Raw genomic sequence first — 23771 nt, 5'->3', positions numbered from 1 at the left:
CGGGGCCGAAGGGCTCGGCGTGGTGGAGCGGCGAGGAGGGGGGCGGGGCCAGGAGGGTGGTCGGGGGGAGGTAGGCGGAGGTGTCCTGGCCGGGGTATCGAGGTCGTGCGGGCGGGCGAAGCGCTGCGGGTCGCGATTGGCGGAGGCCAGCGACAGCAGGACGAAGTCCCCGGCGGGGATCTCCACGTCACCGATGCGCACGGGCCGCGTGGCACAGCGGAACGTGGCGTGCTTCAAGGGGCCCTCCACCCGCAGGAATTCCTCCACCGCCGAAGGCAGCAGCGACCGGTCGGCGAGCAGCCGCTCCCACTGGTCGCGGCGCGCCAGAAGATGGAACATCCCGTTGCCCAGCGTGTTGACCGTGGTCTCATGGCCGGCGACCAGCAGCAGAAACGCCATCGAGAGCAGCTCGGTCTCGCTCAGCCGGTCCTCGTCGTCCCGCGCCGACACCAGCGTGGACAGCACATCGCCGGACGGTTCGCGGCGCTTGCGCTCGATGAGACCACGCAGGTACCGGATCAGCGCGGTCGAAGCGGCGGTCGCCGCTTTCGAGGTCCCGCCGGAGACCAGCGCCCTGGACCAGGAGCTGAAGGCCGCCTCTTCCCCAGTCGGTATCCCGAGCAGCAGGCAGATCACCCTGATCGGCAGCGGAAACGCGAAGGCGTCCAGCAGATCCACCGTGGCGCCGTCGGGCAGCTCGTCCAGCAGCTGATGGGTGAGGCGCTCGATGTCGGGGCGGAGCCTTTCGACGGCGCGGGTGGTGAAGACTCCGTTGACCAGGCGGCGCAGCCGGGTGTGGTCCGGCGGGTCGCTGTGCAGCATGTGCGTGGCGAGCGAGGCGGAGAACGCACCGCGCTTGTCGCTGTCCGGCGCGTTCCGCGCGAAGAGCGGGTCCGTCCTGCGCAGATCCGTACTCAGCCGGGGGTCCGTCAGGGCCGCCCGCACCGCCTGGTAACCGGTGATGACCCACACCGGCTGGCCGCCGCAGACCGGGAGATCCGGCGGGAGGACCACCTGGTGCGCCGGCCCGTCGTCGTGCAGTGCGGAGTAGAGGGAGTGCGGGTCCTGCAGGAATGCCGAGTCGAGCTGCCGGAGGCGTGCCGGGGCCGAACGCTGTGACATGGGACCTTCCTCAACTCAAAGAGGTGGCCGCCCCACCGGCGTGAAGTCAGCTGCGGTGGGGCGGCCGGGGACAGCCGCTGGGCCGGGGGAACCCGGCGACTGTTGGTCATCGGAGACGTGTGGTCAGGTGCCCGGGGAGACTTCCTCCTTGACGGACGCGGGCGGTGCCTCCGCCGGAGGCGGCGTCCGCAGGTCGACATTGATCAGGGCCGCCGCGACGGCGGCTGTGACCAGCAGGATCCCGGCGGCCCACAGGCTCGCCACCGCGTATCCGTGTACGGTCGCCTCCGCGGTGGCCGCGGCGTCATGGGCCCGCGAGGCCAGGGCCGTGGCCGTCACGCTCGTCGCGATGGTGTTGAGCAGGGCCGTCCCGATCGAGCCGCCGATCTGCTGCGAGGTGCTGACGAACGCCGAGACGACTCCGACATCGGCGGGCGGCACCTTGTTCGTCGCGATGTTGACGCAGGGCGTCATCACCAGGCCCAGCCCGGCGCCGAGCAGTATCTGGGTGGGCAGCAGCGTGGAGGCGTACGAGCTCTCCGGGGTCAGCCGACCGAGGTTGAACAGTCCGGCCGCGGCCAGCAGCAGGCCCGGTGCCACCAGCAGCCGCACCGGCACCCGCGGCATGAGCCGCGCGGTGACCTGGGTCGTGGTGAGCACCGTCGCCAGGGTCGCCGGGAGCAGCGCCAGCCCGGCGCGCGCCGGTGAGTAGTCCATGACGACCTGGAGTTGGAACGTCATGATCAGGAAGAGCCCGAACATGCCGACCATGGCCAGCGCGATGGTGAGGAAGCCACCGGCCCGGTTGCGTTCGGCCAGGACCCGCAGCGGCAGCAGGGGGTCGCGGACCTTGGCCTGCAGCACGACGAAGACGGTCAGCAGCACCACGGCGGCTACCAGCACGCCGATCACCCGGCCCGACCCCCAGCCCTCGTCGGCGGCCTCGCTGAACCCGTAGACCAGCGCCACCATGCCGCCGCTGGAGAGCACCGCACCGGGGACGTCGATCCGCACGCCCCGCTGGGCCGGCAGACCCGGCAGCAGCAGCCCGGCGCCGGCGGCCACCAGGATCCCGATGGGGACGTTGACGTACAGACACCAGCGCCAGTTGAGGTACTGCGTGATCACACCGCCGCACAGCAGCCCCAGCGCCCCGCCGGCCGCGGCAACCGAGCTGAAGACGCCGAACGCCTTGGCGCGCTCCCGGGGCTCGGTGAACGTCGTGGTCAGCATCGCCAGCGTCGCGGGGATGAGGAGCGCGGCGAAGAGGCCCTGTGCGGCGCGGGAGCCGACCAGGACCGCGGCGTTGGGCGCGGCACCGCCGGCCGCTGAGGCGACGGTGAATCCGGCGACCGCGATGACGAAGGCCCGCTTGCGTCCCACGAGGTCACCGATCCGGCCGCCCAGGAGCAGCAGGCCGCCGAAGGCGAGGGTGTAGGCGGTGATCACCCACTGCCGGTCCGCGTCCGACATGCCGGTCGCCCGTTGGGCCCAGGGGAGGGCGATGTTCACGATCGTGGTGTCCAGCATGACCATCAGCTGGGCGATCCCGATCACCGCCAGGCCCCACCACCGGAAGCGCGCAGACCTCGGGGGCGAGGCCGCGGTCGCTTGTGTCATGTCGGTTCCTCTTTCTTCCTCATGCGCTCGTTGTCGCAGGCCGGAGCGGCACCGAACTGCGATAGCAGCAGTAAACCCCAATTCGTTAACCGAGTCAAGATATGAACTTGGTCATCTCCTTGACCTGGTTAGCTGCGTGTTAGGGTGCAGGGGTGGAAGAGCGAGACGAGCCGATGGGGCTCCGGGAGCGCAAGAAGCAGCGAACGCGGCAGACGATCTCCGACGCCGCGATCTCACTGTTTCTCCGGCACGGGTTCGACCAGGTCTCCGTCGTGGATGTGGCGGCGGCGGCCGAGGTCTCCAAGCCGACGCTGTTCAAGTACTTCCCGACCAAGGAAGACCTCGTGGTGCACCGCTTCGCCGACCACGAGACGGTGGCGAGCGAGGTCGTGCGCGAGCGCCGGTCGGGCGTCTCGCCCCTGGCGGCCCTGCATCAGCACTTCGCCGACGGACTGGCCCGGCGGGACCCCATCACGGGACTGAACGACGAGCAGGAAGTCCTCGACTTCCACGGCCTGGTGTACTCCACACCGAGCCTGCAGACCCGCGTGGTGCAGTATCAGAGCCGCGCCGAGGACGCCCTGGCGCAGGCGCTGGCCGAGGCGCTGGACGCCGGGCCCGCCGACCTCACGCCCCGGCTGGTCGCCGGCCAGGTGATCGCGGCCCAGCGCATCCTGGCCGCGGCGAATTGGCAGCGGATCGTCGACGGCGCCACGGCGGACGGCAGTTACCCGCAGGCGGTCGCCGACGCCGACCACGCCTTCGCGCTGCTGGAGTGGGGGCTCGCCGGGCCCTCGGCCGTACGCACCGCCTGAACGGCACCACTGCCTGAACGGCACCGCCTCCGGAACGGCCTTGCGCATCGCCTGAATCCACGGGCGTCGCCGCCCGAATCCACGGACGTCGGCGCCTGATTCCACCGAACTTCGCACCGGGAGCACGTCCCCGACCAGGGGCGTGCTCCCTTCGTTTCGCGTACGCCGTCCCGTGTTCAGCCGGCGAGCGGCCCCGGAAGCGGGCGGGCGTGCAGCACCTCCAGTCGGGACACCGCGCGGGTCACGACCACGTACAGCCGGTGCAGACCGCGCTCCTCGGCCTCCACGATGGCCGACGGTTCGACGACGATCACGTGGTCGTACTCCAGACCCTTGACGACCCTCGCGGGGAGCACCGCGAGCCGCGCCGCCGTGCCGACGTCCTCGGAGGTGGAGACCTCCAGGCCGGCCGCGCGCAGCGCCTCGGCCGTCCGCTCCGCCTCGTCGTCCGCGGTGATCACCGCGATGGCGCCCTCGTGCTCCAGTGCCCGGCGTGCGGCCTCGACCGTCGCGGAGCGCGCGTCCGGCACCTGCCGGACGGACAGTGCGCCGTCCTGGCGCAGCGACCGGGCGGCCGGCACATCCACGTCGAGCGCGCTCAGCACCCGGTTGGCCAGCGACATCACGGCGGCCGGCACCCGGAAGCCGGTGGTGAGTTCGGTGACCGTGCCCTGGGTCTTGCCCAGGTGCGCCAGCTGTTCGGCCCAGGAGCGTGCCGCCCAGGGAGCGGTGGCCTGCGCCAGATCGCCCAGTACGGTGAGCGAGCCGAAGCCGCTGCGACGGGCGATCGCCCGGCACTGCATGGGGGAGAGGTCCTGCGCCTCGTCCACGACCACGTGCCCGAAGCTTCCGGGCCGCTCGATCAGGCCCGCGACCTCGTCGATCAACAGCATGTCCTGCGCCGACCACTTGGCGCTCCTGGCCGACCGCGGCGGCTTGCTCCACAGGATCGCCGCCTGCTCGTCCGCGTCGAGCAGCCCCTCCGCGGCCTCGGCCAGCACCGAGGCGTCGCCCAGCAGTCCGGCGACCACCTCCTCCGCCCGGACCGTCGGCCACACGGCGTCCAGGAACGCCGCGATCGGCCGGCACCGGCCGGTCTTCCGCTGCCAGGTCATGTTCTTCGGGCCCGCCCGGCGCTCCGCCTGCTCCTGGACCAGGGACACCACCCGCGAGCGGACGTGCTCCCGTCCCACCGCGTACGGCGCCGCCTGCGCGCGCACCTCGTCCACGATCCGGCTCAGCTCGTCGCCGTAGACCCGCCAGCGGTAGGAGCCGTCGGGAACGGTGATGCCCTCCGGGACCGTGGCCACCCGGCCGTACAGGGCCCGTTCGAGTACGGTCGCCATCCGGTCGCTCTGCTTGACCGCCGCCGCCAGTTCACCGTCGACGGCCTGAACGGGGTGGCGGGCGACCACGTCCTCCACCGTGCACTGCGCGATGTCGATCTCGCCGAGCGCCGGCAGGACCTGGGCGATATAGCGCAGGAACGTCGGGTTGGGGCCGATGATCAGCAGACCGCTGCGCTGCAGCCGCTGCGGGTAGGTGTACAGCAGGTATGCCGCACGGTGCAGACCGACCGCGGTCTTGCCGCTGCCCGGCGCCCCCTGGATGCACACCGAGTCGGCCAATTCACGGCGGACCAAGTCGTCCTGCTCCGGCTGGATGGTGGCGGCGATATCGCGCATCGGACCCGTGCGCGGGCGCTCGATCTCGGCCGCGACGATCCGGCTCGCCCCCGCCGGGACGTCCTCCTGCCGGTCGAGGTGCTCGTCCTCCAGGCCCGTCAGATCCTTCGGCTCACCGCTGCTCAGCGGCGCCCAGCCGAAGCGCCTGCGCACCGCGACTCCCTGCGGCTCCAGGGCACTTGCCTGATAGAAGGTGCGCGAGACGGGGGCCCGCCAGTCGATGACGAGCGGTGGTGCCGCCGGATGTTCCGAGACCCGTCGGCGCCCGATGTAGTAGCGCTGTGCGCGGTGGTCCCCGGTCTCCGGGGCGTCGTCGAAGTCGAGGCGTCCGAAGAAGAGCGGGCTGTCCGGCTCCTCTGCCATGTCCCTGGCCCGGGTGCGCAGATACCGGCCCAGCGCCTCCGCGCTCGCGCCGTCGCCCGATACCTCCGCGCCCTCGGTGACCTGCAGTCCCGCGTCCTCGACCTGCCGGGTCATCGCCGCCCGGCACAGGGCGACGTACTCCCGCTCCGCGGCGAGTACGTCGTCCAGCCCGGCGGTGCCCGCGCCGGCGCAGGAGTCCGAGGTGTACGAGTCCTGGGCGTATGGCGTCATCGATCGCGACCTTTCCGCAGTGACCGCCTGGCTGTGCTGCGTGTGCGCCGTCCGTAAGCCGTACGGCGACAGCGGTGGTTGACCCGGACAGCATAACTGAACCGGGTTAAGAGACTTACCGAGTTGCCCATGGGGTGGGGGGCGCCGGGGGTGTGCGGGCCGGCGCCCCGGGCCGCGGCGGCCGGACGGCCCGGTGTCCCGGCACCCCTGCGCCCGAACGCAGATAGGGGCAGTAGGGGTTTTGAGGCGCTCTTTCAGCGGGCTAGCCTGCGAAAGCGGCAGGCAGGTTTTTGTGGGTCCAGGTATTCGGGGTGGGTGGATGGGCAAGGCAATGGGGCGCGCATTCGACGATGCACGGGGAGTAGTGATCGTCAGCAGTCTCGCTTCCGACGCCCACACCTGGAACCTCGTGTACCTCCAACTCCTGCTGGAAGAGCACGGTTTCGAGGTGGTGAATCTCGGCGCCTGCGTACCCGACGAACTGCTCGTCGCCGAATGCCTGGACCGCACCCCGGACATGCTGGTCATCAGCAGCGTGAACGGCCACGGATACCAGGACGGCCTGCGCGTCATCAGGAAACTGCGGGCACGGCTCCCGCTCGCCGGGACCCGTATGGTGCTCGGCGGGAAGCTGGGGATATCCGGGGTGCGGGACGGTCTGTGCGTGGACCCGCTGCTCGACGCGGGATTTGACGCGGTGTTCCCCGACGGACCCGATGCCGTACCGGAATTCGAGCGCTATCTGAGCCATGTCTTCGAACGAGTGGCGTCATGAACCGAGAATTCCGTGTTCCGCCGCACTCGGCGGAACGCGGTGCGGCCGGGAATTCCGCCGGCTTCGGTGAGTTCGTACGCCGCCGGGCGGCGTCCGGTGAACTCGTCGTTCAGCCGCGCATGGGATTCAGCGACCCGGCACACATGCGGGCCGGACTGCTGGCCACCCGGCGCGCCTCGGCGACCACCGTGGGCACCGTCACCGTCGACAGCTACACCCGCGTCGGCGATCTGACGGCGGCCCGCGACGCCGTGCGCCGGGGCATCGCGCTCAACGGCTACCCCCTCGCCACCCACCCGCGGGAGACGACCGAGCGCGTCCTCGCGGACATCGCCGACGACGACTTCCCCGTACAGGTCCGGCACGGCTCGGCCGACCCCGGCCACATCTTCACGGCGCTGACGGCGGTCGGGCTCTCGGCGTCCGAGGGCGGCCCGGTCTCCTACTGCCTGCCCTACGGCCGTACGCCGCTGGAGAAGTCCGTGCACAGCTGGGCCCGTTGCTGCGAGGACTTCGCGGGGCTGCGGGAGTGGGGCGTGGAACCCCACTTGGAGACCTTCGGCGGCTGCATGCTCGGGCAGCTGTGCCCGCCGGGGCAGCTGGTGGCCCTCAGCGTCCTGGAGGCGCTGTTCTTCTACCGTCACGGTCTGCGCAGCATCTCGGTGAGCTACGCCCAGCAGAGCCACCCGGGCCAGGACCGGGAGGCGATCCGCGCGCTGCGCGGGCTGTGCGCGCGGCTGCTGCCCGACGCGGACCTCCACATCGTCGTCTACGCCTACATGGGCGTGTACCCGCAGACCCCGGCCGGCGCCCGTGGCCTGCTCGGCGCGGCCGCGCGGCTGGCCCGGGCCACCGGAGCCGAACGGCTCATCGTCAAGACCGAGGCGGAGGCCGAGCGCATCCCCACGGTCGCCGAGAACGTCGCCGCGCTGGAACACGCGGCCCGCACCGCGGCCGGCCACCCGGAACGGAACCCGGGGCCCGCCGACGACGACTCCCAGGTCCACGCCGAGGCGTACGCCCTCGTCGACGCGGTGCTCAACGCCGCACCGGACATCGGCCGGGCCCTGGTCCAGGCGTTCAAGCGCGGACTGCTGGACATCCCCTACTGCCTCCACCCGGACAACGCCGGCCGCAGCAGGAGCTATCTGGACCGCGACGGCCGGCTGTGCTGGGCCGACGTCGGCTCGCTGCCCCTCGCCCCGCTGGTCGGGCGCGGCCGCAGCCGGCCGGTCACCTCCGGCGAGCTGATGAGTGCCCTGTCCTATGTGCGCCGCACCTTCGACGGCGACCCGTACGGCGAGCTGCGCGGGCCCACGCGCGGAAAGGCGGTCGAAGACCGATGAGAGCACTCGTGCTGGCCGGCGGGACCGGAACCAGACTGCGTCCGCTCACCCACACCTCCGCCAAGCAGATGGTGCCGGTGGCCAACAAGCCGGTGCTGTTCTACGGCCTGGAGTCGATCGCCCGCGCCGGGATCATCGACGTCGGCATCGTCGTCGGCGACACCGCGGCGGAGATCCGCGCGGCGGTGGGCGACGGATCGCGGTTCGGCCTGAAGGTCACCTACATCCCCCAGCACGCCCCGCTCGGCCTGGCCCACGCGGTCCTGGTCGCCCGGGAGTTCCTGGGGGAGGAGGACTTCCTGATGTACCTCGGTGACAACTTCGTCTGCGGCGGGTTCTCCGGACTCGTCGAGGACTTCCAGCTCGAACGGCCCGACGCGCACATCCTGCTGACCCGGGTGGCCGACCCCAGCGCGTTCGGGGTCGCCGAACTCGGCCCGGACGGTCGGGTCGTGGGGCTGGAGGAGAAGCCCGAGCGGCCCCGCAGCGACCTCGCGATGATCGGTGTCTACCTGTTCACACCGGCCGTCCACGAGGCGGTGCGCGCCATCGAGCCGTCCCGCCGGGGCGAACTGGAGATCACCCACGCCCTGCAGTGGCTGATCGACGCCGGGCGGAGCGTCGGCTCCACCCTCATCGAGGACTACTGGAAGGACACCGGCAGCGTGGTGGACATGCTGGAGGTCAACCGCACCGTCCTGGAGAGCGCCGAGCCCCGGCTGGACGGGCTGGTCGACGAACACAGCGAGATCATCGGCCGGGTCGTCGTGGAGGCCGGATCCCAGATCCGCGGTTCCCGCATCGTCGGCCCCGCGGTGATCGGCACGAACAGCACCGTCACCGACTCCTACGTCGGGCCGTTCACCTCCATCGGCGAGGGCTGCCGGCTCGACGACTGCGAGGTCGAGTACTCCGTCGTCCTGCCGGAGACCCGGATCACCGGCGTGCGCCGTATCGCCGCCTCGCTGATCGGACGCAATGTGGAGGTCACCCCCGCGTCCCACGGACCCCGTACCCATCGCCTCGTCCTGGGCGACCACAGCACGGTGCAGATCGCGTCATGAGGATCCTGGTCACGGGAGGAGCCGGCTTCATCGGCTCCCACTACGCACGCACGGTCCTGGGCACCCCCGGTGCCGCGGACATCAGCCGGCTGACCGTACTGGACAAGCTCACCTACGCCGGCAACACCGCCAACCTCGCCGCCGTGTGGGAGGACCCGCGCTTCACCTTCGTCCACGGCGACGTCTGTGACGCCGGGCTGGTCGACAAGCTCGTCGCGGAGCACGACACCGTGGTGCACTTCGCGGCGGAGTCGCACGTCGACCGCTCCATACGCGGTGCGTCCGACTTCATCATGTCCAACGTCGTCGGCACCCAGACGCTGCTGGACGCGGCGCTGCACCACCAGGACTCCTTCGGCACCTTCGTCCACATCTCGACCGACGAGGTCTACGGCTCCATCGACGCCGGCTCCTGGACCGAGGACCACCCGGTCGCCCCCAACTCCCCCTACGCCGCGGCCAAGGCGTCCAGCGACATGATCACGCTGGCCTACGGGCGCACCCACGGCCTGGACGTACGCGTGACCCGGTGCTCCAACAACTTCGGGCACCACCACTTCCCCGAGAAGCTCATCCCGCTGTTCGTCACCAACCTCCTGGACGGCAGGCGGGTCCCGGTGTACGGCGACGGGCTGCACATCCGCGACTGGCTGCACATCGACGACCATGTGCAGGGCATCGAGCTGGTGCGCACCAAGGGCCGCCCCGGCGAGGTCTACAACATCGGCGGCGGCACCGAGCTGTCCAACCTGGCGCTGACCGAGCGCCTGCTGGAGGCGTGCGGCGCCGGCTGGGACCGGGTCGACCATGTCGCGGACCGCAAGGGCCACGACCGGCGCTACTCGGTGGACTGGACGAAGATCCGTACCGAGCTGGGGTACGCCCCGCGCCGCGACTTCGACACCGCTCTCGCGGAGACCATCGACTGGTACCGCACGCATCGCGAGTGGTGGGAGCCGCTCAAGCAGCGCGCGGGCCTGTGAGCCGGGTGGCGCGGCCCGGGGCGGCGACCCCCCCGCGCGGCCGCGAGGCCGCGCCACCCACCGGAACGGAACCCCGCACGGCAACCCGCAGCAACGCAACCGCACACAGCAGGAGCCGGCCCGCACGAAGCGGACCGGCTCCTTCGGGTCCCGCGGACCTGGTGCCGCTCAGCTCCCACCGGTCAGCGCCCGACGGTCCAGCTTCCCGTTCGGGGTCCGCGGCAGCGCGTCCACCGGCACGAACTCCACCGGCACCATGTAGGCGGGCAACGCGCTCGCCAGATGCCGGCGCAGCTCGGAGGCGTCCGGCGCGGTACCGGCCGCCGTCCGCTCGGCCACGACATACGCGACCAGCTGCTTGTCGCCCAGCCGGAACTCCTGTGCCAGCACCGCCGCCTGACTGACCGACGGGTGGCCCACCAGCCGCGCCTCCACCTCGCCCGGCTCGACCCGGAACCCACGGATCTTGACCTGGTCGTCGGCGCGCCCCACGAACTCCAGCACCCCGTCCTCCCGGCACCGGGCCAGATCGCCGGTGCGGTACATGCGCGCGCCGCCCGGCCCCGCGAAGGGGTCGGCGACGAACCGCTCGGCGGTCAGCGCCGGCCGGTTCACATAGCCGTGGGCCAGCCCGACACCGGCCACATACAGCTCGCCCAGCGCCCCGCTCGCCACGGGCTTGAGCTCGTCGTCCAGGACGTAGGACCGCTTGCCCGCGACGGGCCGGCCGATCGGCAGGGCGCTACCCGTCAGATCCTCGGGGACGACCGCGTGATGAGTGGTGAAACCCATGCTCTCCGCGGGGCCGTACCCGTTGCCGACGCGCAGCCGCGGATGGTCCCGGAGGGCCTTGGCGACATGCGGGACCGAGGCGGGCTCGCCGCCGGTGATCGCATGGCGCACCCCCTCGAACGCCTCCGGCACCTCGTCCACCAGGAAGTTGAACAGACTCGCCGAGAGCTGGAGCATGGTGACGCCGTGCCGCGCCACCAGATCGCCGATCTCCAGCGGGTCCGGGTTCTGGCCGCTCTGGAGCACACAGCGCGCGCCGAACAGCAGGGCGCCGAACAGCTCCAGCCCGAAGGCGTCCCAGGACACCGGGGAGCACTGCAAGAACACCTCGTCCGGCCCGAACCCCGAGTAGTCCTGCCCGAGATAGGTGCCGGTCAGGGCACGGTGCGGGGAGATCACGCCCTTGGGCCGGCCGGTCGAGCCGGAGGTGAACATCACGCAGGCGACGTCCTCCGGGCCGACCCGGGTGCCCAGGTTGCCGGTGCGGGCGTCGTACGCCTCCTCGTCCTCGGCGTACAGCGTGGTCACGCCCGTGAGGCGGCCGCTGAGGGAGCGCGAGGTGAGGAGCAGGGGCGCGCCGGTCTCCCGCAGGGAGAGAGCCAGCCGCTCCGCGGGGAACTGCGGGTCCAGCATGGTGTAGCCGCCGCCCGCCTTGAGCACCGCCAGCAGCGCCACCACCATGTCGAAGCCGCGCTCCAGATGCACACCGACCAGCGTGCCCGGTCCGACGCCGAGACCGGCCAGCCGGTGCGCCAGCCGGTTGGCCCGCTCGTTGAGGGCGCCGTACGTCATCTCGTCCGCTTCGTGGACGAGGGCGACGGCCGCGGGCGCCCGCTCGGCCTGCGCCTCGAACAGCTCGTGCACACAGGCTCCGGCGGGTGCGGGTGCCGCGCGGAACCCGACGGTCCGCAGATCGGTCGGGTGGCGCTCGATGTGGGCCAGGCAGCCCTCCCGGCTGTCGGCGCCATGGGTCACCGACCAGCCTTCGGGGACGGCGATGCCGGCCGGCCACAGGCTCTGATGGCCCAGGGCGTCCGCGAGGACCATATGGCCGCCGTCGTACGTCTCGAACGGGTTGCTCATGAGGGCTCCTTCGTCGGCTGCGGTCGCCGCTCGGCGGACGGCTGCGGCCAGATGTCCTCCGGCGCCAGATCGGCCGCCGTGTACTTGCCCAACGCGCTCACCAGGAGCCGCAGTTCGATCTCCAGACAGGCGACCAGACGGATCAGCCCGTGGTCCGGGTCCTCGTCCGCCGCCAGCAGCGCGGCGCGGCCCAGACCGGCCGCGCGGGCGCCCAGGGCCAGGCTCCTGGCCACCCGGCCGCCCTCCCACATGCGTCCGCTGACCAGCAGCGGGTGCGCCCCCGGACCGATCCGGCGCAGGCACTCGCCCAGTGGCAGACCGACCCCGTCGAGGAAGGCGTGGGGCGCCCAGCCGGAGCCGCCCTCGGCGCCGTCGACGGTCACCGCGTCTGCGCCGGCCTGCCACGCCACCGCCGCCGCCCGGTCCACGTCCCGGCCCGGGAACAGCTTCACCCACACCCGCACCCGCGGATAGTTGCTGCGCATGAAGCGGATCTGCTGGCGCAGGATCTCCTCGGTGACCGTCCCCGGCGCACTGCAGCGCAGTACGTGGCCGTCGTCGCCGAGGGCGTCCTGGACCCGGTAGCGGTCGGCCAGCCGGTCCGCGTCCGCCGCGTCCACGACCGTCATCCCGCCCAGGCCCGGTTTCGCGCCCTGGCCTACCTTCAGCTCGAAGGCCAGCCGCCCGGAGTCCAGCAGCGGCCGGGTGTGCGGGTCGCTGTGGACCAGGTTCCACACCTCGGCGTCGGCGTCCTCGGTGCTCTGCTGCACGGCGACGCCGCCGGTGCCCTCGGGCAGTTCGTCGGTGTAGGCGCGGATGCGGCGCAGCAGGCCGGAGGCGGCCCCGGCGGCGTCGCCCGGCCGCCCGTAGCCGCTGACGGGCACCACGTTCTCGCCGATGACCATGGGCAGGCCGAGCCGCCCCGCCTGCCGGCCGACCGCTACTCCGAGGCCGTCGCCGGCGGCGCGGGTCGAGCCGAACGCCGAGACGTACAGCGGCAGCGGCGCGCGGAAGCCCCCGATGTCGGTGGTCAGTTCCACATCGGAGTGCTGGGGCTCGCGGCCCAGTTCGATGAGCTTCTCCAGGCGCCGCGGCATGAACACCGGCGGTACCAGGCGCCCGGTCTCCAGTGCGTCCTCCGGCATGCCCTGCGGTACGGGGGCCGCGCCGAACAGCGTCTGCCCGTAGCCGGCGAGAGGCGGGAAGGCCGCGGCGGTGCCCGAGCGCGCCCGCTCGCGCACCGCCGCCTCGGGGAACCCGGGCGCCGTCAGGCCCTGTGCGTCCGTCACAACGACACCACACCGGGGATCTTGGGGAAGGCGGTGGCCTCCCAGACCGCGTCCAGGCCGCAGACATAGCGGGTCAGGCGCTCGATGCCGATGCCGAACCCGGCGCTGGCCGGGATGCCCTCGCGGGCCACCTCCAGGAAGTGCTCGTACTTCCCCGGGTTCTCCCCGGTCTCCCGCATCCGTGTCACGATCCGCGCGTGGTCGAACTCCCGCTCGGCGCCGCTGATCAGCTCGCCGAACCCCTCGGCCGCCAGCAGGTCGAAGTTGCGCAGCGTGCCGGGTACGTCGGGGTCCTCGCGGTCGTAGAAGCCGCGCGAGCCCTTCGGGTAGCTGGTGACGAAGAACGGGCGGGTGGCCTTGCGGGACAGCAGCGCCTCACCCTCCCAGTCGATCTCCGCGTCCGGGTTCTGCTCGTGTCCCAGCGCGCCCAGATCGGCGACCGCCGTGGCGTGGGTGATGCGGTCGAAGGGCCGGGCGAGCAGATCGGCGAAGACGCCGGGGTCCCGGCCGAGGAGGTCGAGGTCCCCGGGCAGCCGCTCGGTGACCGAGCGCACCGCCGTCCGCACGATGTCCTCGGCGACGCCCATCGCCTGCTGTGCGCCGGCGCCCGCGATCTCCACGTCGAACTGGTGGAACTCCGCCAGATGCCGCTGGGTCGAGCAGGTCTCCGGTGGCTCCAGACGGACGTTGGGCGCCACACAGAAGATCTTGTCGAACGACAGCAGCGCCGCCTGCTTGTACATGATGGCGCTGGTCATCAGCTTGTAGCGGTGCCCGTAGTAGTCGACGTCGACCTGCTTGGCGCCGCGTCCGCCCGGGTCGGTGGCCGGGCCTATGACGGGCGGCAGCAGCTCGACGAAGCCGAGGTCGCGCAGATGGTCGCGGGCCGCGGAGACGATCTGCTGCTGGATGCGCAGAACGGCGCGGGTGCGGGGGCTGTCGAGGTGCTTCCGGGGTGACGGCGGCAGCTGGCTCATGTGCCTTTACTCCGAGGGGTGCTGACGGGGCCGAGGCCCGCGCGTGGTGCGGCCGGTGGTGGTCGGGACGGGTGCGTACGGGGGCGCTCAGCGGCTGAGGGTGAACTCCGCCCGGAATCCGAAGAATCCGCTGGGCGCGTCCTGGACCTGGCTGAAGTGGACCTCGCCGCGGGCGCCGCGGTACTTGCCGGAGCCGCCGGTGACCACACCGTCGAAGGCGTAGTCGGCGGACCGGGCGCCAGCGGACTTCTTGGCGGTGCCGGTGACGGTGTCGAAGGGCAGCAGCTGGCTCACGCTGAGCTGCCCGCCGGGCAGTTGCCACATGCTGGTGCACTGGGCCGCCCACATGTGGCCCTGGAACGCGGCCTTGACGACGGCGCACTGGCCGCCGGTCTCACCGATCTTCTTCTTGGCGGTGTCGGTGATGTCGGCGTAACTGGTGAAGGAGGTCCCCACCTTCGCGTCCGCCGGTATGGAGATGTCGGTGATCTGCTCCTCCACCACCAGACGCGACGCCGGCGTGTCGGCTCCACTGGTGTCGGCCACCGCCACACCGACGGTCGCGGCGAGGGCCAGGGCAGCGGCACCGAGGCCGAGGACGACTCTTTTCATGATTCCTCCGGAACGTCGTACGGGGCGCACGAGGGCACGCCCACAGAAGTCGGGGCAGACACGGCGGTCGGCGCGGCGGGGCGGTCCGAGCGGGCAGGGCAGCCGGACGGTCAGGACAGCAGGTCCAGCAGCACGGGCACGGTCTCGGCCGGTGCGGGCATCGCCTCGATCTCGGCCCGTACCTCCTCGGCGGCCGCGCGGTACGCCGCGTCCTCCAGCAGCGCCGAGAGGTGAGCGGTGGTGAAGGCGTCCAGCTCGATGCCCACGCCGACTCCGCGGTCGGCGACCGCCTTCGTGTTGAGCAGCTGTTCGTTGCCGTGCGGCACGATGAGCTGCGGTACGGCCCTGGCCAGGGCCGTGAACGTCGTCCCGTCCCCGCCGTGGTGCACCACCGCCGAACAGCTCGGCAGGAGTTCGTGCAGCGGGATCCAGCCGGTCGGGCGGACATTGTCCGGGAGATCGCCCAGCGCCGTCAGATCGCTGTCGCCCACGGCCAGCACGATCTCCGCGCCGGTACGCGCCGCCTCGTGCACCACCTGCTTGAGGTGGCCCACGCCCTCGACGCCGGGCAGCACCGTGCCCAGCGTGAGACACACCCGGGGGCGCTCGGCCTGCCGGGTCACCCAGTCCGGGAGCACACCGCCGCCGTTGTGCGGCAGATAGCGCATGGGCCGGGCCGTCGGCTGCGGTGCGACGACGCTGGGCGGTGCCATGCTCAGGGAGACGGCGGGCGGTTCGATGGCGGGTACGCCGTGGTGCTCGGCCAGCCAGTGGGTGAACCGCGGGTGGAAGAAGCGGTCCACGCCCTGCAGATGAATCTCCAGCTGCACCCGGGGAATTCCGAGCCGGCTTGCGACCAGGGGTGCGCCGATGTGGGACGGCTCATGGATGATGAGGTCCGGACGCCAGCGCCGCGCGATTTCCAGATCGCCGTCCAGGGTCAACGCGGCGAAACCCGCGAACGTCTCGGCGATCCGGGCCGCGTCCCGCGCGTCGATAATCTTCGCGGGGTCGAACATCCCCGAGAGGTGGGCGATGCTCCGGCGTTCCCGGCCGATTTCCTCTTTGTTTTCTCCGGGCGGCGGTGCGTGAGTTCCGGGACGGGTCACGAGGACCGATTCCACGTCCGAATCGGGTGCGGTATCGGCCATCGAGAGTCCCGATTCGGCCACGACTCGCGTCCGTTGACCGGCTCCGGTGTAAAGGGTCTCGTGCCCCGCCGACCGTAATGCCCAGGCCAACGGAATGGACGGAGAGATATGGCTGAAGCCGGACAGGAACATGAACAGCGCCCGCATTACGCCCCCGAATAAAGGTTGTCTCTCATGGCGGTGCCGAAAAGCTGCCGCGCACAATGCTGCCCCGATGTGTCGCCGACACTAGCAGCGATGTCAATACCCGGAATCTAGGGGTTACCAACAGGGGCTAGGGGTTACGTCCATTGCGCACCCCGCATACCGTGAGTCCGGTGAATGCACGTAGGTACGCTATCGCTGCGAGAGGCCGATGACGACAGCTGATCCAAAAGCTCGCACGCTTTCCTCGACGCAGTGGCGCGTCCTGTTGCACGACGACTTCACGGGCCCGGCCGGCTCCGCGCCGGACACCGGACGCTGGCTGGTACGCACCGGCCGGCCCTTCGGCGCCGGAGTCGAGACGCACGCCGACGACAGCGGGCATATGGCGCTCGACGGCGCGGGACGGCTAAAGATGACCGCCACCCGCGACGCCGAAGGCGGCTTCACGGCCGCCTGGCTCGAAAGCCGCCGCGAGGACCTGCTGCCGCCCAGCGGCGGGGCCCTGCGCATCCAGGCGCGGGTACGGACCGCCCCCGGCCCCGGTCTGGACTGCGCCCTGTGGGCCTGGGGCAACGCGATGCGGTACCCCGAGCCCGGAGAGGCGGAACTGGACCGCTGGTTCCGGGCGGGCGAGATGGACGTGTTCGAGGTACTCGGCTCCCAACCCGACCGGGTCCACGGCTCGTTGCACTCACCGGCCTGCGACCAGCTGCCCTCCTGCGGCATCGGCGGCCACGGCGCGTCCGTGGACGGCACAGCGCTCAGCGACGGCTTCCACACCTACTCCATGGTGTGGACCCGCGACCCGGACACCGTCACCTGGCACCTCGATGCCCGCCCGTACCTCAAGCTGACGCCGCAGGACACCACCCCGGAGGGCTGGCTCTTCAACCAGCCGGCGCATCTGTGCCTGGCGATCATCATCGGCAGCCCCGGCGGCCCGGTGCCACCGGGCACCCCCGATCCGTCCGCCTTCCCCGCCGAGATGCTCATCGACGAGATCACCGTCGCCGAGCGCGGCCCCAAGGTCGTCCACGAGGCCGAGGGAGCCGGCCGATGACCGAGACGGCACCGGTCGCGGACGCCTTCGGCGACGCCGACTTCATGCAGGACCCGCACGCGGTCTACCGGCGCCTGCGCGAGCAGGGCCCGGTGCACCGCACCACGCTCCCCAAGGCCGTACCGCTCTTCGGCGGTCTGCCGGTGTGGGTGGTCAGCACATACTCCGCGGTCCGCGCCGCCCTGACCGACGCCCGGCTGAGCACCGACCTCAAGCACACCAGCGCGCTCTTCGCCCGCCATGGCACCGACACCGCCGGCGGGGCGTTCGGCGCCGCCCTCGCCCGGCACATGCTCCACTCCGACCAGCCGGACCACACCCGTCTGCGCAAACTGGTCAACAAGGCGTTCACCCCGGGCGCCGTGGACCGGCTGCGGCCCCGGATCGAGGCCATCACCAGCGGCCTGCTGGACGCCATGAAGGGACGGGAAGAGGTCGATCTGCTGGCGGAGTTCGCCTTCCCGCTGCCGGTCACCGTCATCTGCGAACTGCTCGGCGTCCCCGAAGCGGACCGCGCCGACTTCACCCGCTGGTCCCAGCACCTGGTCTCCGGCCCCACGGCGGAGGCGGTCGGCGCGGCGCAGGCGTCGATGGTCGGCTATCTGACCGAACTGACCGCCGCCAAGCGCGCCGACCCCCAGGACGACATCCTCAGCGCCCTGGTACAGGCCCGCGACGCCGGCGACCGCCTCGCCGACAGCGAACTGGTCCCCATGGCGTTCCTGCTGCTGGTCGGCGGACACGAGACGACGACCAACCTCATCGGCAACGGCACCCTCCACCTGCTGCGCGACCGCGGCAAGCTGCGTGCCCTGCTCGACGATCCGGCCCTGCTGCCGGGTGCGGTCGAGGAGTTCCTGCGGTTCGAAGGGCCCATCAAGCACGCCACCTTCCGGTACACCACCGACGAGGTCGAGCTGGCGGGCGTACGCATCCCCGCCGGGGAGCTGGTCCTGGTCTCGCTGGTGTCGGCCAACCGCGACGGCGAGCGCTTCACCGACCCCGACCGGCTCGACCTCACCCGCCCGCCCGGCGGCCACCTGGCCTTCGGCCACGGCATCCACTACTGCGTGGGCGCCCCCCTGGCCCGGATGGAGGCGCAGATCGCCTTCCGCCAGCTGCTGGAGCGCTACCCGGACATGGCCCTGGCGGCCGAGCCGTCCGAGCTGTACTGGCGGGCCAGCACCCTGATGAGGGGCCTCAACTCGCTGCCCGTACGCCTCGGGGGCGGCGGATGACGACCACCGCCGCACCGCGCCGGGCGCCCGCCTTCCAGGAGTGGTTCACAGCCCGCAAGACCGCGCACGCGCACCGGGTCCGCCCCCTCGCACTGGACCGGCTCGACGGATGGCGCTTCCACGAGGACACCGGCAACCTCGTCCACCGCAGTGGCCGGTTCTTCTCGGTGGAGGGGCTGGAGGCCCACGTCGGCGAGGAGGGCGGGGCCCGCTGGAGCCAGCCCGTCATCGTGCAGCCGGAGACCGGCATCCTCGGCATCCTCGTCAAGCGGTTCGACTCGGTGCCGTACTGCCTGATGCAGGCGAAGATGGAGCCGGGCAACATCAACACCCTGCAGCTCTCCCCGACCGTCCAGGCCACCCGCAGCAACTACACCCGGGTCCACCAGGGCAACCACGTCCCCTACCTGGAGCACTTCACCGCGCCCCGGCGCGGCCGGGTCCTGCTGGACGTGCTCCAGTCCGAGCAGGGCGCGTGGTTCCTCGGCAAGCGCAACCGCAACATGATCGTCGAGGTGGACCCGGCAGCGGACATCCCCGTCCTGGACGACTTCCGGTGGATCGAACTGGCCGAACTGCGGGCCCTGCTGCACCTCGACAACCTCGTCAACATGGACTCGCGCACCGTCCTGTCCGGTATGCCCCTGACGACACCGGCGGCGCCACCCGCAGGTTCCGACGGCTCCCTCCGGCCCGCGCCGGGCGGCCGCGCACTGCACGACACCGCGTACCTGCGCAGCTGGTTCACCGAGGTCAAGACCCGAACACCGCTGGTACAGCGCAGGGTTGCGCTCACCGACCTGGCCGACTGGGAGTGCCGCGACGGGCGCATCGCGCACCGGGCGGGCGGACCCTTCACCGTCATCGGTGTCGATGTCGAGGCCGGCGGCCGTGAGGTGCCGCACTGGACCCAGCCCATGGTGGCCCCGACCGGCCGCGGACTGGCCGCCTTCCTCGTCCGGCGGATCGAGGACGTACCGCACCTCCTGGTCAAGGCCCACACCGAGCCCGGCACCTTCGACGCGGTGGAGATGGGCCCGACCGTGCACTGCTTCCCCGACCGGGACGACCGGGACGGCAGGTCGGAGCGGCCCGTGTTCCTGGACCGGATCCGCACCGCGCCGCGCTCCGCCGTGCGCTTCGACGCCGTCCACTCCGAGGAAGGCGGGCGCTTCCACCACGCCGAGACCCGCTATCTGATCGTCGAGGCCGCCCCCGACGAGGAGCTCGACGTCCCGGACTCCTATGTGTGGATGACGCCGGACCAGCTCGGCGAATTCGTCCGCTGCGGCGGCCATGTCAACGTCGAAGCCCGCAGCCTGCTGACGTGTCTGCACACCCTGGGATGAGCGCCGTGGCCGAACCGCTGCACCGTGAACCACCGCTTCGCTTCGGCGTCCTCGGCTGCGCCGACATCGCCCGGCGCCGGGTCGTCCCGGCCCTGCTGGCCACACCGGGCGCCCGGCTGGCCGCCGTCGCGAGCCGCGACCCCCGGCGGGCTGGGCGATTCGCCGACGAGTTCGGCTGCTCCCCGGCGCCGGGATACCAGGAGCTGCTGGAGCGCGACGACCTCGACGCCGTGTATCTGCCGCTGCCGCCGTCCCTGCACCCGCAGTGGATCCGGCGCGCCCTGATGGCGGGCAAACACGTCCTCGCCGAGAAGCCGCTGACCACGAGCAGCGCCGAGACCGCCGAACTGACCGCGCTCGCACGCTCGTCGGGGCTGGTCCTGGCGGAGAACGTGATGTTTGTGCACCACCCGCGGCACGAGCAGGTGCGCAAGCTCCTCGCCGACGGCGCCATCGGCGTGCCGCGGGCGTTCTCCGCGGCCTTCACCGTCCCCCGACGCCCACCGGGCGACATCCGGCTCTCCGCGGCGCTGGGCGGCGGAGCGCTGCTGGACATCGGCGGCTACCCGCTGCGCGCCGCCCAGCTGTTCCTCGGCCCCGGTCTGCGGGTCGCCGGCGCGGCACTGCGCACCGCCCGGGGGGCGGAAGTGGACTGCGGGGGCAGCGCGTTGCTGGTCGATGACGACGGGGCGACGGCCCAGCTCACCTTCGGCATCGACCACGCCTATGTGTGCCGGTACGAGATCCTCGGCAGCAGCGGCCGGATCACCGTCGACCGCGCCTTCACCCCGCCCGCCGACCACGCGGGCGAGATCCGGCTGGACCGCGCCGACGGCACCGAACGCCTCCGCACACCCGCCGCCGACCAGTGTGTCAACACCCTCGCGGCCTTCGTCCGCGCCGTGCGCACCGGCGAGGTGGCCACCGGCCATGACGCGATGCTGCGCCAGGCGGAGCTGATCGAGGAGATCCGCCGCAGCGCCGGAGCGACGGGCGAAGGGCCCAAGCGATGACGCGCCGCACGGACCGGGGCGGACCCGGCACGCCCCCGGCCGTCCGCCCGCCCGGACATGCCCTGGTCCTGGGAGCCGGCGGCTTCCTCGGCCGGCACATCAGCGCCGCCTTCCGCCGCGCCGGCTGGCAGGTGACCGCCGTCTCCCGCTCGGCGAACGCCCGGCAGCCGGCCGACGTTCCGGCGCCGGAGGCGGTGCGATGGCTGGCGCTGGACGTGCCCGCCACCGACCCCGGAGCGCTGACCGAGGTCCTCTCCCACGCCGGCCCGCAGGTGCTGGTCAACGCGGCAGGTTCCTTGTGGGCGGTGTCCGAGGAGGAGATGACCCGCGGCAACGTCCACCTCGTCGACCGTCTGCTGACCGTCCTGCCGCGACTGCCCCGGCCCCCGCGGCTGCTCCAGCTCGGCACCGTCCACGAGTACGGGCCGCCCCTGGACGACCGGCCGGTGACCGAGGCGGCCGCCCTGCGCCCGGTCTCCGGCTACGGACGGACCAAGGCGCGGGCGAGCGAGGCCGTGCTCGCCGCGGCGCGGGACGGCGCGGTCGATGCGACGGTGCTCCGCGTCTCCAACGCGGTGGGCGCCGGGCTGCCGCGGCCCAGCCTGCTGGGCGGGGTCGCCGCCGCACTGGCCGAGGCGCCCTCCAGCGGGGCCCCGGCCGTCCTCAGCCTCGGGCCGCTGACCGCCCGACGCGACTTCGTCGATGCCACGGACGTGGCCGAGGCCGTGGTCGCGGCGGCGGCCGCGCCCGTCGCCGAACCGGTCGTCAACATCGGGCGGGGCACCTCGGTCGCCGCCGGAGACCTCGTACGGCGGCTGCTGGTGGTCAGCGGACGGCGCGCCGAGATCGCCGAGCGGCAGGACCCGGCGCCCACCCCGGCGGCACCGGGCGGCGGCGCCTACCCGCAGCGGATCGACATCGCCCTCGCCGGCCGGGCGCTGGGGTGGCGACCGAGCAGAGAACTGGACGACTCCCTGCGGTGCCTGTGGCGAGCGGTCGGCGAGCCGCCGTGCGCGTCCGGCCGGGGCCCGAGGAAATGAGGAAGAGGTCATGACCGACAGCAAGGCGCGGATCCTGGAGCAGGTGCGCGGCTACCACCGGGAGAACGAACGCCGGGGATTCACACCGGGTGTCACCCCCATCTGGCCGTCGGGCGCCGTACTCGACGAGGACGACCGGGTCGCGCTGGTCGAGGCGGCGCTGGACATGCGGATCGCGGCCGGGGTCAGCACCCGCAGATTCGAGCGGGAGCTGGCCAAGGTCCTCGGTCTGCGCAAGGCGCATCTGACCAATTCGGGGTCCTCGGCGAACCTCCTGGCACTGTCCGCGCTGACCTCACCGCAGCTGGAGGACCGCCGGCTGCGGCCCGGCGACGAGGTGATCACCGTGGCGGCCGGCTTCCCGACCACCGTCAACCCCATCCTGCAGAACGGCATGGTCCCGGTCTTCGTCGACGTCGAGCTGGGGACGTACAACACCACCCCGCAGCGGATCGCCGAGGCGATCGGGCCCCGCACCCGCGCGATCATGGTCGCGCATGCGCTGGGAAACCCCTTCGCGGTGGCCGAGGTGGCCCAACTGGCCGAGGAGCACGAGCTGTTCCTCATCGAGGACAACTGCGATGCCCTGGGGTCCACCTACCGCGGCCGGCTCACCGGGACCTTCGGCGACCTGGCCACCGTGAGCTTCTATCCGGCGCACCACATCACCACCGGCGAGGGCGGCAGCGTGCTGACCGCCAACCTCGTGCTCGCCCGGATCGTCGAGCAGCTGCGGGACTGGGGCCGGGACTGCTGGTGCGAACCGGGCGAGGACAACACCTGCTTCAAGCGGTTCGACTACCAGATGGGGACGCTGCCGCACGGCTACGACCACAAGTACATCTTCTCCCACGTCGGTTACAACCTGAAGTCCACCGACCTCCAGGCCGCCCTGGGGCTGAGCCAGCTCGCCAAGCTCCCCTCGTTCGGCGAGGCCCGCCGCCGCAACTGGCAGCGCCTGCGGGACGGGCTGGAGGGCGTCCCCGGGCTGCTGCTGCCGCAGGCCACCGAGGGCAGCGACCCCAGCTGGTTCGGCTTCGCCCTCACCGTGCTGCCCAGCGCCTCCTTCAAGGTCAAGGAGCTGACCGACTTCCTGGAGTACCGCAAGATCGGCACCCGCCGCTTCTTCAGCGGAAACCTCACCCGCCACCCCGCCTACATCGACCGGCCGCACCGCGTGGTCGGGGACCTGGCCAACTCCGACACGGTGACCGAGAGCACCTTCTGGATCGGCGTCTTCCCGGGTCTGACCGAGGAGATGACGGACTATGTCGCCGCCTCGATCCGGGAGTTCGTATGCGGTACCGCGAGCTGAGCGTCGAGGGCAGCCTGCTGCTGTCCCCGGACAAGATCACCGACTCCCGCGGCTGCTTCTACGAGGCGTACCGGCCCGAGGAACTCGCCGCACACGCCGGGCACCCCTTCACCGTCGCCCAGACGAACTTCTCCGTCTCGGCGCGCGGTGTGCTGCGCGGCATCCACGGCACGGTCACCCCGCCCGGCCAGGCCAAGATCGTCACCTGTCACCGGGGCGCCGTCCTGGACGTGATCGTCGACATCCGGCACGGCTCGCCCACCTTCGGCCGCCATCACACCCATGTGCTGCGGGCCGAGTCCGGAGCGGCCGTGTACCTCGCGGAGGGCCTGGGGCACGCGTTCCTCGCCCTCACCGACGACACCTGTGTGGGCTACCTGTGCTCCACCCCGTTCGTACCGGGCACCCAGATCGACCTCGACCCCTTCGACGCGGACCTCGCCATCGACTGGGGGCCGGCCGGGGACCTGTGCGTCTCGGAGAAGGACCGGCAGGCGCCGGGGCTCGCCGAGGCGGCGCGGTCCGGTCTGCTGCCCGGGTACGACGACTGCCTGGCGCTCTACGAGCGGCTCCGCGCGGCCGCCCGTGCAAAGGTCCCGGCAGATGCCCCGGGGCCCTCGGACGACGGTGACCCGCTCCTGCCGCACAGCCCGTCCCAGCCAGCACACTCCCGCCACCCACGCGCCCGTCTCGCGTAGGTG

Annotated in this window: 19 protein-coding genes and 1 pseudogene; 12 read left to right on the top strand and 8 right to left on the bottom strand. The window is 71.9% G+C overall.

Going from position 1 to position 23771, the window contains the following annotated elements:
• Positions 1 to 114 precede the first annotated feature (114 nt).
• Together ACWD6P_RS12655 and ACWD6P_RS12650 are read right to left on the bottom strand one after the other, a co-directional pair.
• A pseudogene (locus ACWD6P_RS12655) lies at positions 115 to 822 on the bottom strand (cytochrome P450); the annotation flags it as partial.
• Positions 823 to 1245: 423 nt separating this feature from the next.
• Positions 1246 to 2742, bottom strand: a complete 1497-nt coding sequence (locus ACWD6P_RS12650) for a DHA2 family efflux MFS transporter permease subunit (protein WP_451444050.1) — start codon at positions 2740 to 2742, stop codon at positions 1246 to 1248.
• 173 nt (positions 2743 to 2915) lie between these two features.
• On the opposite strand from ACWD6P_RS12650, the gene ACWD6P_RS12645 reads away from it, so the two are divergent.
• Entirely contained in the window at positions 2916 to 3557 is a 642-nt protein-coding gene (locus tag ACWD6P_RS12645) for a TetR/AcrR family transcriptional regulator (protein WP_451444054.1), read from the top strand.
• A gap of 176 nt (positions 3558 to 3733) precedes the next feature.
• On the opposite strand, the gene ACWD6P_RS12640 is transcribed toward ACWD6P_RS12645, so the two are convergent.
• The gene (locus tag ACWD6P_RS12640; protein ID WP_451444053.1) at positions 3734 to 5719 is read right to left on the bottom strand and encodes a HelD family protein; all 1986 of its coding nucleotides are present in this window, start codon (positions 5717 to 5719) and stop codon (positions 3734 to 3736) included.
• Between the two features lie 481 nt (positions 5720 to 6200).
• Between ACWD6P_RS12640 and ACWD6P_RS12635 the strand changes: the two genes are divergently transcribed.
• From ACWD6P_RS12635 to rfbB, 4 genes are read left to right on the top strand one after another with little or no spacing between them, the layout of a single operon-like run.
• Positions 6201 to 6611 carry a cobalamin B12-binding domain-containing protein gene (locus ACWD6P_RS12635; protein WP_451444049.1) on the top strand — a complete coding sequence of 137 codons (411 nt, stop codon included), beginning with the start codon at positions 6201 to 6203 and terminating at the stop codon, positions 6609 to 6611.
• Positions 6608 to 7957 carry a methylaspartate mutase gene (locus ACWD6P_RS12630; RefSeq protein ID WP_451444048.1) on the top strand — a complete coding sequence of 450 codons (1350 nt, stop codon included), beginning with the start codon at positions 6608 to 6610 and terminating at the stop codon, positions 7955 to 7957. Before ACWD6P_RS12635 ends, ACWD6P_RS12630 begins: the two co-directional genes overlap by 4 nt.
• Positions 7954 to 9021 carry a glucose-1-phosphate thymidylyltransferase gene (locus ACWD6P_RS12625; protein ID WP_451444047.1) on the top strand — a complete coding sequence of 356 codons (1068 nt, stop codon included), beginning with the start codon at positions 7954 to 7956 and terminating at the stop codon, positions 9019 to 9021. The genes ACWD6P_RS12630 and ACWD6P_RS12625 overlap by 4 nt, the downstream gene beginning before the upstream one ends.
• Positions 9018 to 10004, top strand: coding sequence for a dTDP-glucose 4,6-dehydratase (gene rfbB, locus ACWD6P_RS12620; RefSeq protein ID WP_451444046.1), 987 nt, complete (start codon positions 9018 to 9020; stop codon positions 10002 to 10004). The genes ACWD6P_RS12625 and rfbB overlap by 4 nt, the downstream gene beginning before the upstream one ends.
• Before the next feature lie 168 nt (positions 10005 to 10172).
• Here rfbB and ACWD6P_RS12615 read toward each other — a convergent pair whose 3' ends face one another.
• The 5 genes from ACWD6P_RS12615 to ACWD6P_RS12595 form a co-directional block, all read right to left on the bottom strand.
• Positions 10173 to 11879 carry an amino acid adenylation domain-containing protein gene (locus ACWD6P_RS12615; RefSeq protein WP_451444045.1) on the bottom strand — a complete coding sequence of 569 codons (1707 nt, stop codon included), beginning with the start codon at positions 11877 to 11879 and terminating at the stop codon, positions 10173 to 10175.
• Complete coding sequence (locus tag ACWD6P_RS12610; RefSeq protein ID WP_451444044.1) at positions 11876 to 13168, bottom strand: glutamate synthase-related protein; 1293 nt, start codon at positions 13166 to 13168, stop codon at positions 11876 to 11878. The genes ACWD6P_RS12615 and ACWD6P_RS12610 overlap by 4 nt, the downstream gene beginning before the upstream one ends.
• A complete protein-coding gene (locus tag ACWD6P_RS12605; RefSeq protein WP_451444043.1) occupies positions 13165 to 14145 on the bottom strand; it encodes an asparagine synthetase A in 981 nt (326 codons plus the stop codon). Before ACWD6P_RS12605 ends, ACWD6P_RS12610 begins: the two co-directional genes overlap by 4 nt.
• 87 nt (positions 14146 to 14232) lie before the next feature.
• The gene (locus ACWD6P_RS12600; RefSeq protein WP_451444042.1) at positions 14233 to 14757 is read right to left on the bottom strand and encodes an allene oxide cyclase barrel-like domain-containing protein; all 525 of its coding nucleotides are present in this window, start codon (positions 14755 to 14757) and stop codon (positions 14233 to 14235) included.
• A gap of 110 nt (positions 14758 to 14867) precedes the next feature.
• Positions 14868 to 16040 carry a nucleotide disphospho-sugar-binding domain-containing protein gene (locus tag ACWD6P_RS12595; protein ID WP_451444052.1) on the bottom strand — a complete coding sequence of 391 codons (1173 nt, stop codon included), beginning with the start codon at positions 16038 to 16040 and terminating at the stop codon, positions 14868 to 14870.
• 280 nt (positions 16041 to 16320) lie between these two features.
• Here ACWD6P_RS12595 and ACWD6P_RS12590 point away from each other — a divergent pair, with 280 nt between their 5' ends.
• Genes ACWD6P_RS12590 through ACWD6P_RS12560 form a run of 7 tightly spaced genes read left to right on the top strand, consistent with a single transcriptional unit; the run spans position 16321 to position 23768 of the window.
• On the top strand, positions 16321 to 17115 hold the full coding sequence (locus tag ACWD6P_RS12590; protein WP_451444041.1) for a family 16 glycosylhydrolase: 795 nt from the start codon (positions 16321 to 16323) through the stop codon (positions 17113 to 17115).
• Complete coding sequence (locus tag ACWD6P_RS12585; RefSeq protein ID WP_451444040.1) at positions 17112 to 18353, top strand: cytochrome P450 family protein; 1242 nt, start codon at positions 17112 to 17114, stop codon at positions 18351 to 18353. The genes ACWD6P_RS12590 and ACWD6P_RS12585 overlap by 4 nt, the downstream gene beginning before the upstream one ends.
• Positions 18350 to 19702, top strand: coding sequence for an NDP-hexose 2,3-dehydratase family protein (locus ACWD6P_RS12580; RefSeq protein WP_451444039.1), 1353 nt, complete (start codon positions 18350 to 18352; stop codon positions 19700 to 19702). Before ACWD6P_RS12585 ends, ACWD6P_RS12580 begins: the two co-directional genes overlap by 4 nt.
• Entirely contained in the window at positions 19681 to 20715 is a 1035-nt protein-coding gene (locus tag ACWD6P_RS12575; protein WP_451444038.1) for a Gfo/Idh/MocA family protein, read from the top strand. Before ACWD6P_RS12580 ends, ACWD6P_RS12575 begins: the two co-directional genes overlap by 22 nt.
• Complete coding sequence (locus tag ACWD6P_RS12570) at positions 20712 to 21755, top strand: NAD-dependent epimerase/dehydratase family protein (RefSeq protein ID WP_451444037.1); 1044 nt, start codon at positions 20712 to 20714, stop codon at positions 21753 to 21755. The genes ACWD6P_RS12575 and ACWD6P_RS12570 overlap by 4 nt, the downstream gene beginning before the upstream one ends.
• A 10-nt stretch (positions 21756 to 21765) precedes the next feature.
• Positions 21766 to 23070, top strand: a complete 1305-nt coding sequence (gene rfbH, locus ACWD6P_RS12565) for a lipopolysaccharide biosynthesis protein RfbH (protein ID WP_451444036.1) — start codon at positions 21766 to 21768, stop codon at positions 23068 to 23070.
• Complete coding sequence (locus tag ACWD6P_RS12560) at positions 23052 to 23768, top strand: dTDP-4-dehydrorhamnose 3,5-epimerase family protein (RefSeq protein ID WP_451444035.1); 717 nt, start codon at positions 23052 to 23054, stop codon at positions 23766 to 23768. Before rfbH ends, ACWD6P_RS12560 begins: the two co-directional genes overlap by 19 nt.
• Positions 23769 to 23771: the final 3 nt, after the last annotated feature.

Source organism: Streptomyces sp. NPDC002446, assembly GCF_053595675.1.
This window is presented reverse-complemented; position numbering and strand designations above follow the sequence as displayed.

What these genes read in the sequence shown, in the direction of transcription:
- ACWD6P_RS12650 (WP_451444050.1), bottom strand. Translation starts at nt 2,742, where the DNA reads ATGACACAAGCGACCGCGGCCTCGCCCCCGAGGTCTGCGCGCTTCCGG.
- ACWD6P_RS12645 (WP_451444054.1), top strand. Translation starts at nt 2,916, where the DNA reads ATGGGGCTCCGGGAGCGCAAGAAGCAGCGAACGCGGCAGACGATCTCC.
- ACWD6P_RS12640 (WP_451444053.1), bottom strand. Translation starts at nt 5,719, where the DNA reads ATGACCCGGCAGGTCGAGGACGCGGGACTGCAGGTCACCGAGGGCGCG.
- ACWD6P_RS12630 (WP_451444048.1), top strand. Translation starts at nt 6,608, where the DNA reads ATGAACCGAGAATTCCGTGTTCCGCCGCACTCGGCGGAACGCGGTGCG.
- ACWD6P_RS12625 (WP_451444047.1), top strand. Translation starts at nt 7,954, where the DNA reads ATGAGAGCACTCGTGCTGGCCGGCGGGACCGGAACCAGACTGCGTCCG.
- rfbB (WP_451444046.1), top strand. Translation starts at nt 9,018, where the DNA reads ATGAGGATCCTGGTCACGGGAGGAGCCGGCTTCATCGGCTCCCACTAC.
- ACWD6P_RS12615 (WP_451444045.1), bottom strand. Translation starts at nt 11,879, where the DNA reads ATGAGCAACCCGTTCGAGACGTACGACGGCGGCCATATGGTCCTCGCG.
- ACWD6P_RS12605 (WP_451444043.1), bottom strand. Translation starts at nt 14,145, where the DNA reads ATGAGCCAGCTGCCGCCGTCACCCCGGAAGCACCTCGACAGCCCCCGC.
- ACWD6P_RS12600 (WP_451444042.1), bottom strand. Translation starts at nt 14,757, where the DNA reads ATGAAAAGAGTCGTCCTCGGCCTCGGTGCCGCTGCCCTGGCCCTCGCC.
- ACWD6P_RS12595 (WP_451444052.1), bottom strand. Translation starts at nt 16,040, where the DNA reads ATGTTCCTGTCCGGCTTCAGCCATATCTCTCCGTCCATTCCGTTGGCC.
- ACWD6P_RS12585 (WP_451444040.1), top strand. Translation starts at nt 17,112, where the DNA reads ATGACCGAGACGGCACCGGTCGCGGACGCCTTCGGCGACGCCGACTTC.
- ACWD6P_RS12580 (WP_451444039.1), top strand. Translation starts at nt 18,350, where the DNA reads ATGACGACCACCGCCGCACCGCGCCGGGCGCCCGCCTTCCAGGAGTGG.
- ACWD6P_RS12570 (WP_451444037.1), top strand. Translation starts at nt 20,712, where the DNA reads ATGACGCGCCGCACGGACCGGGGCGGACCCGGCACGCCCCCGGCCGTC.
- rfbH (WP_451444036.1), top strand. Translation starts at nt 21,766, where the DNA reads ATGACCGACAGCAAGGCGCGGATCCTGGAGCAGGTGCGCGGCTACCAC.
- ACWD6P_RS12560 (WP_451444035.1), top strand. Translation starts at nt 23,052, where the DNA reads ATGCGGTACCGCGAGCTGAGCGTCGAGGGCAGCCTGCTGCTGTCCCCG.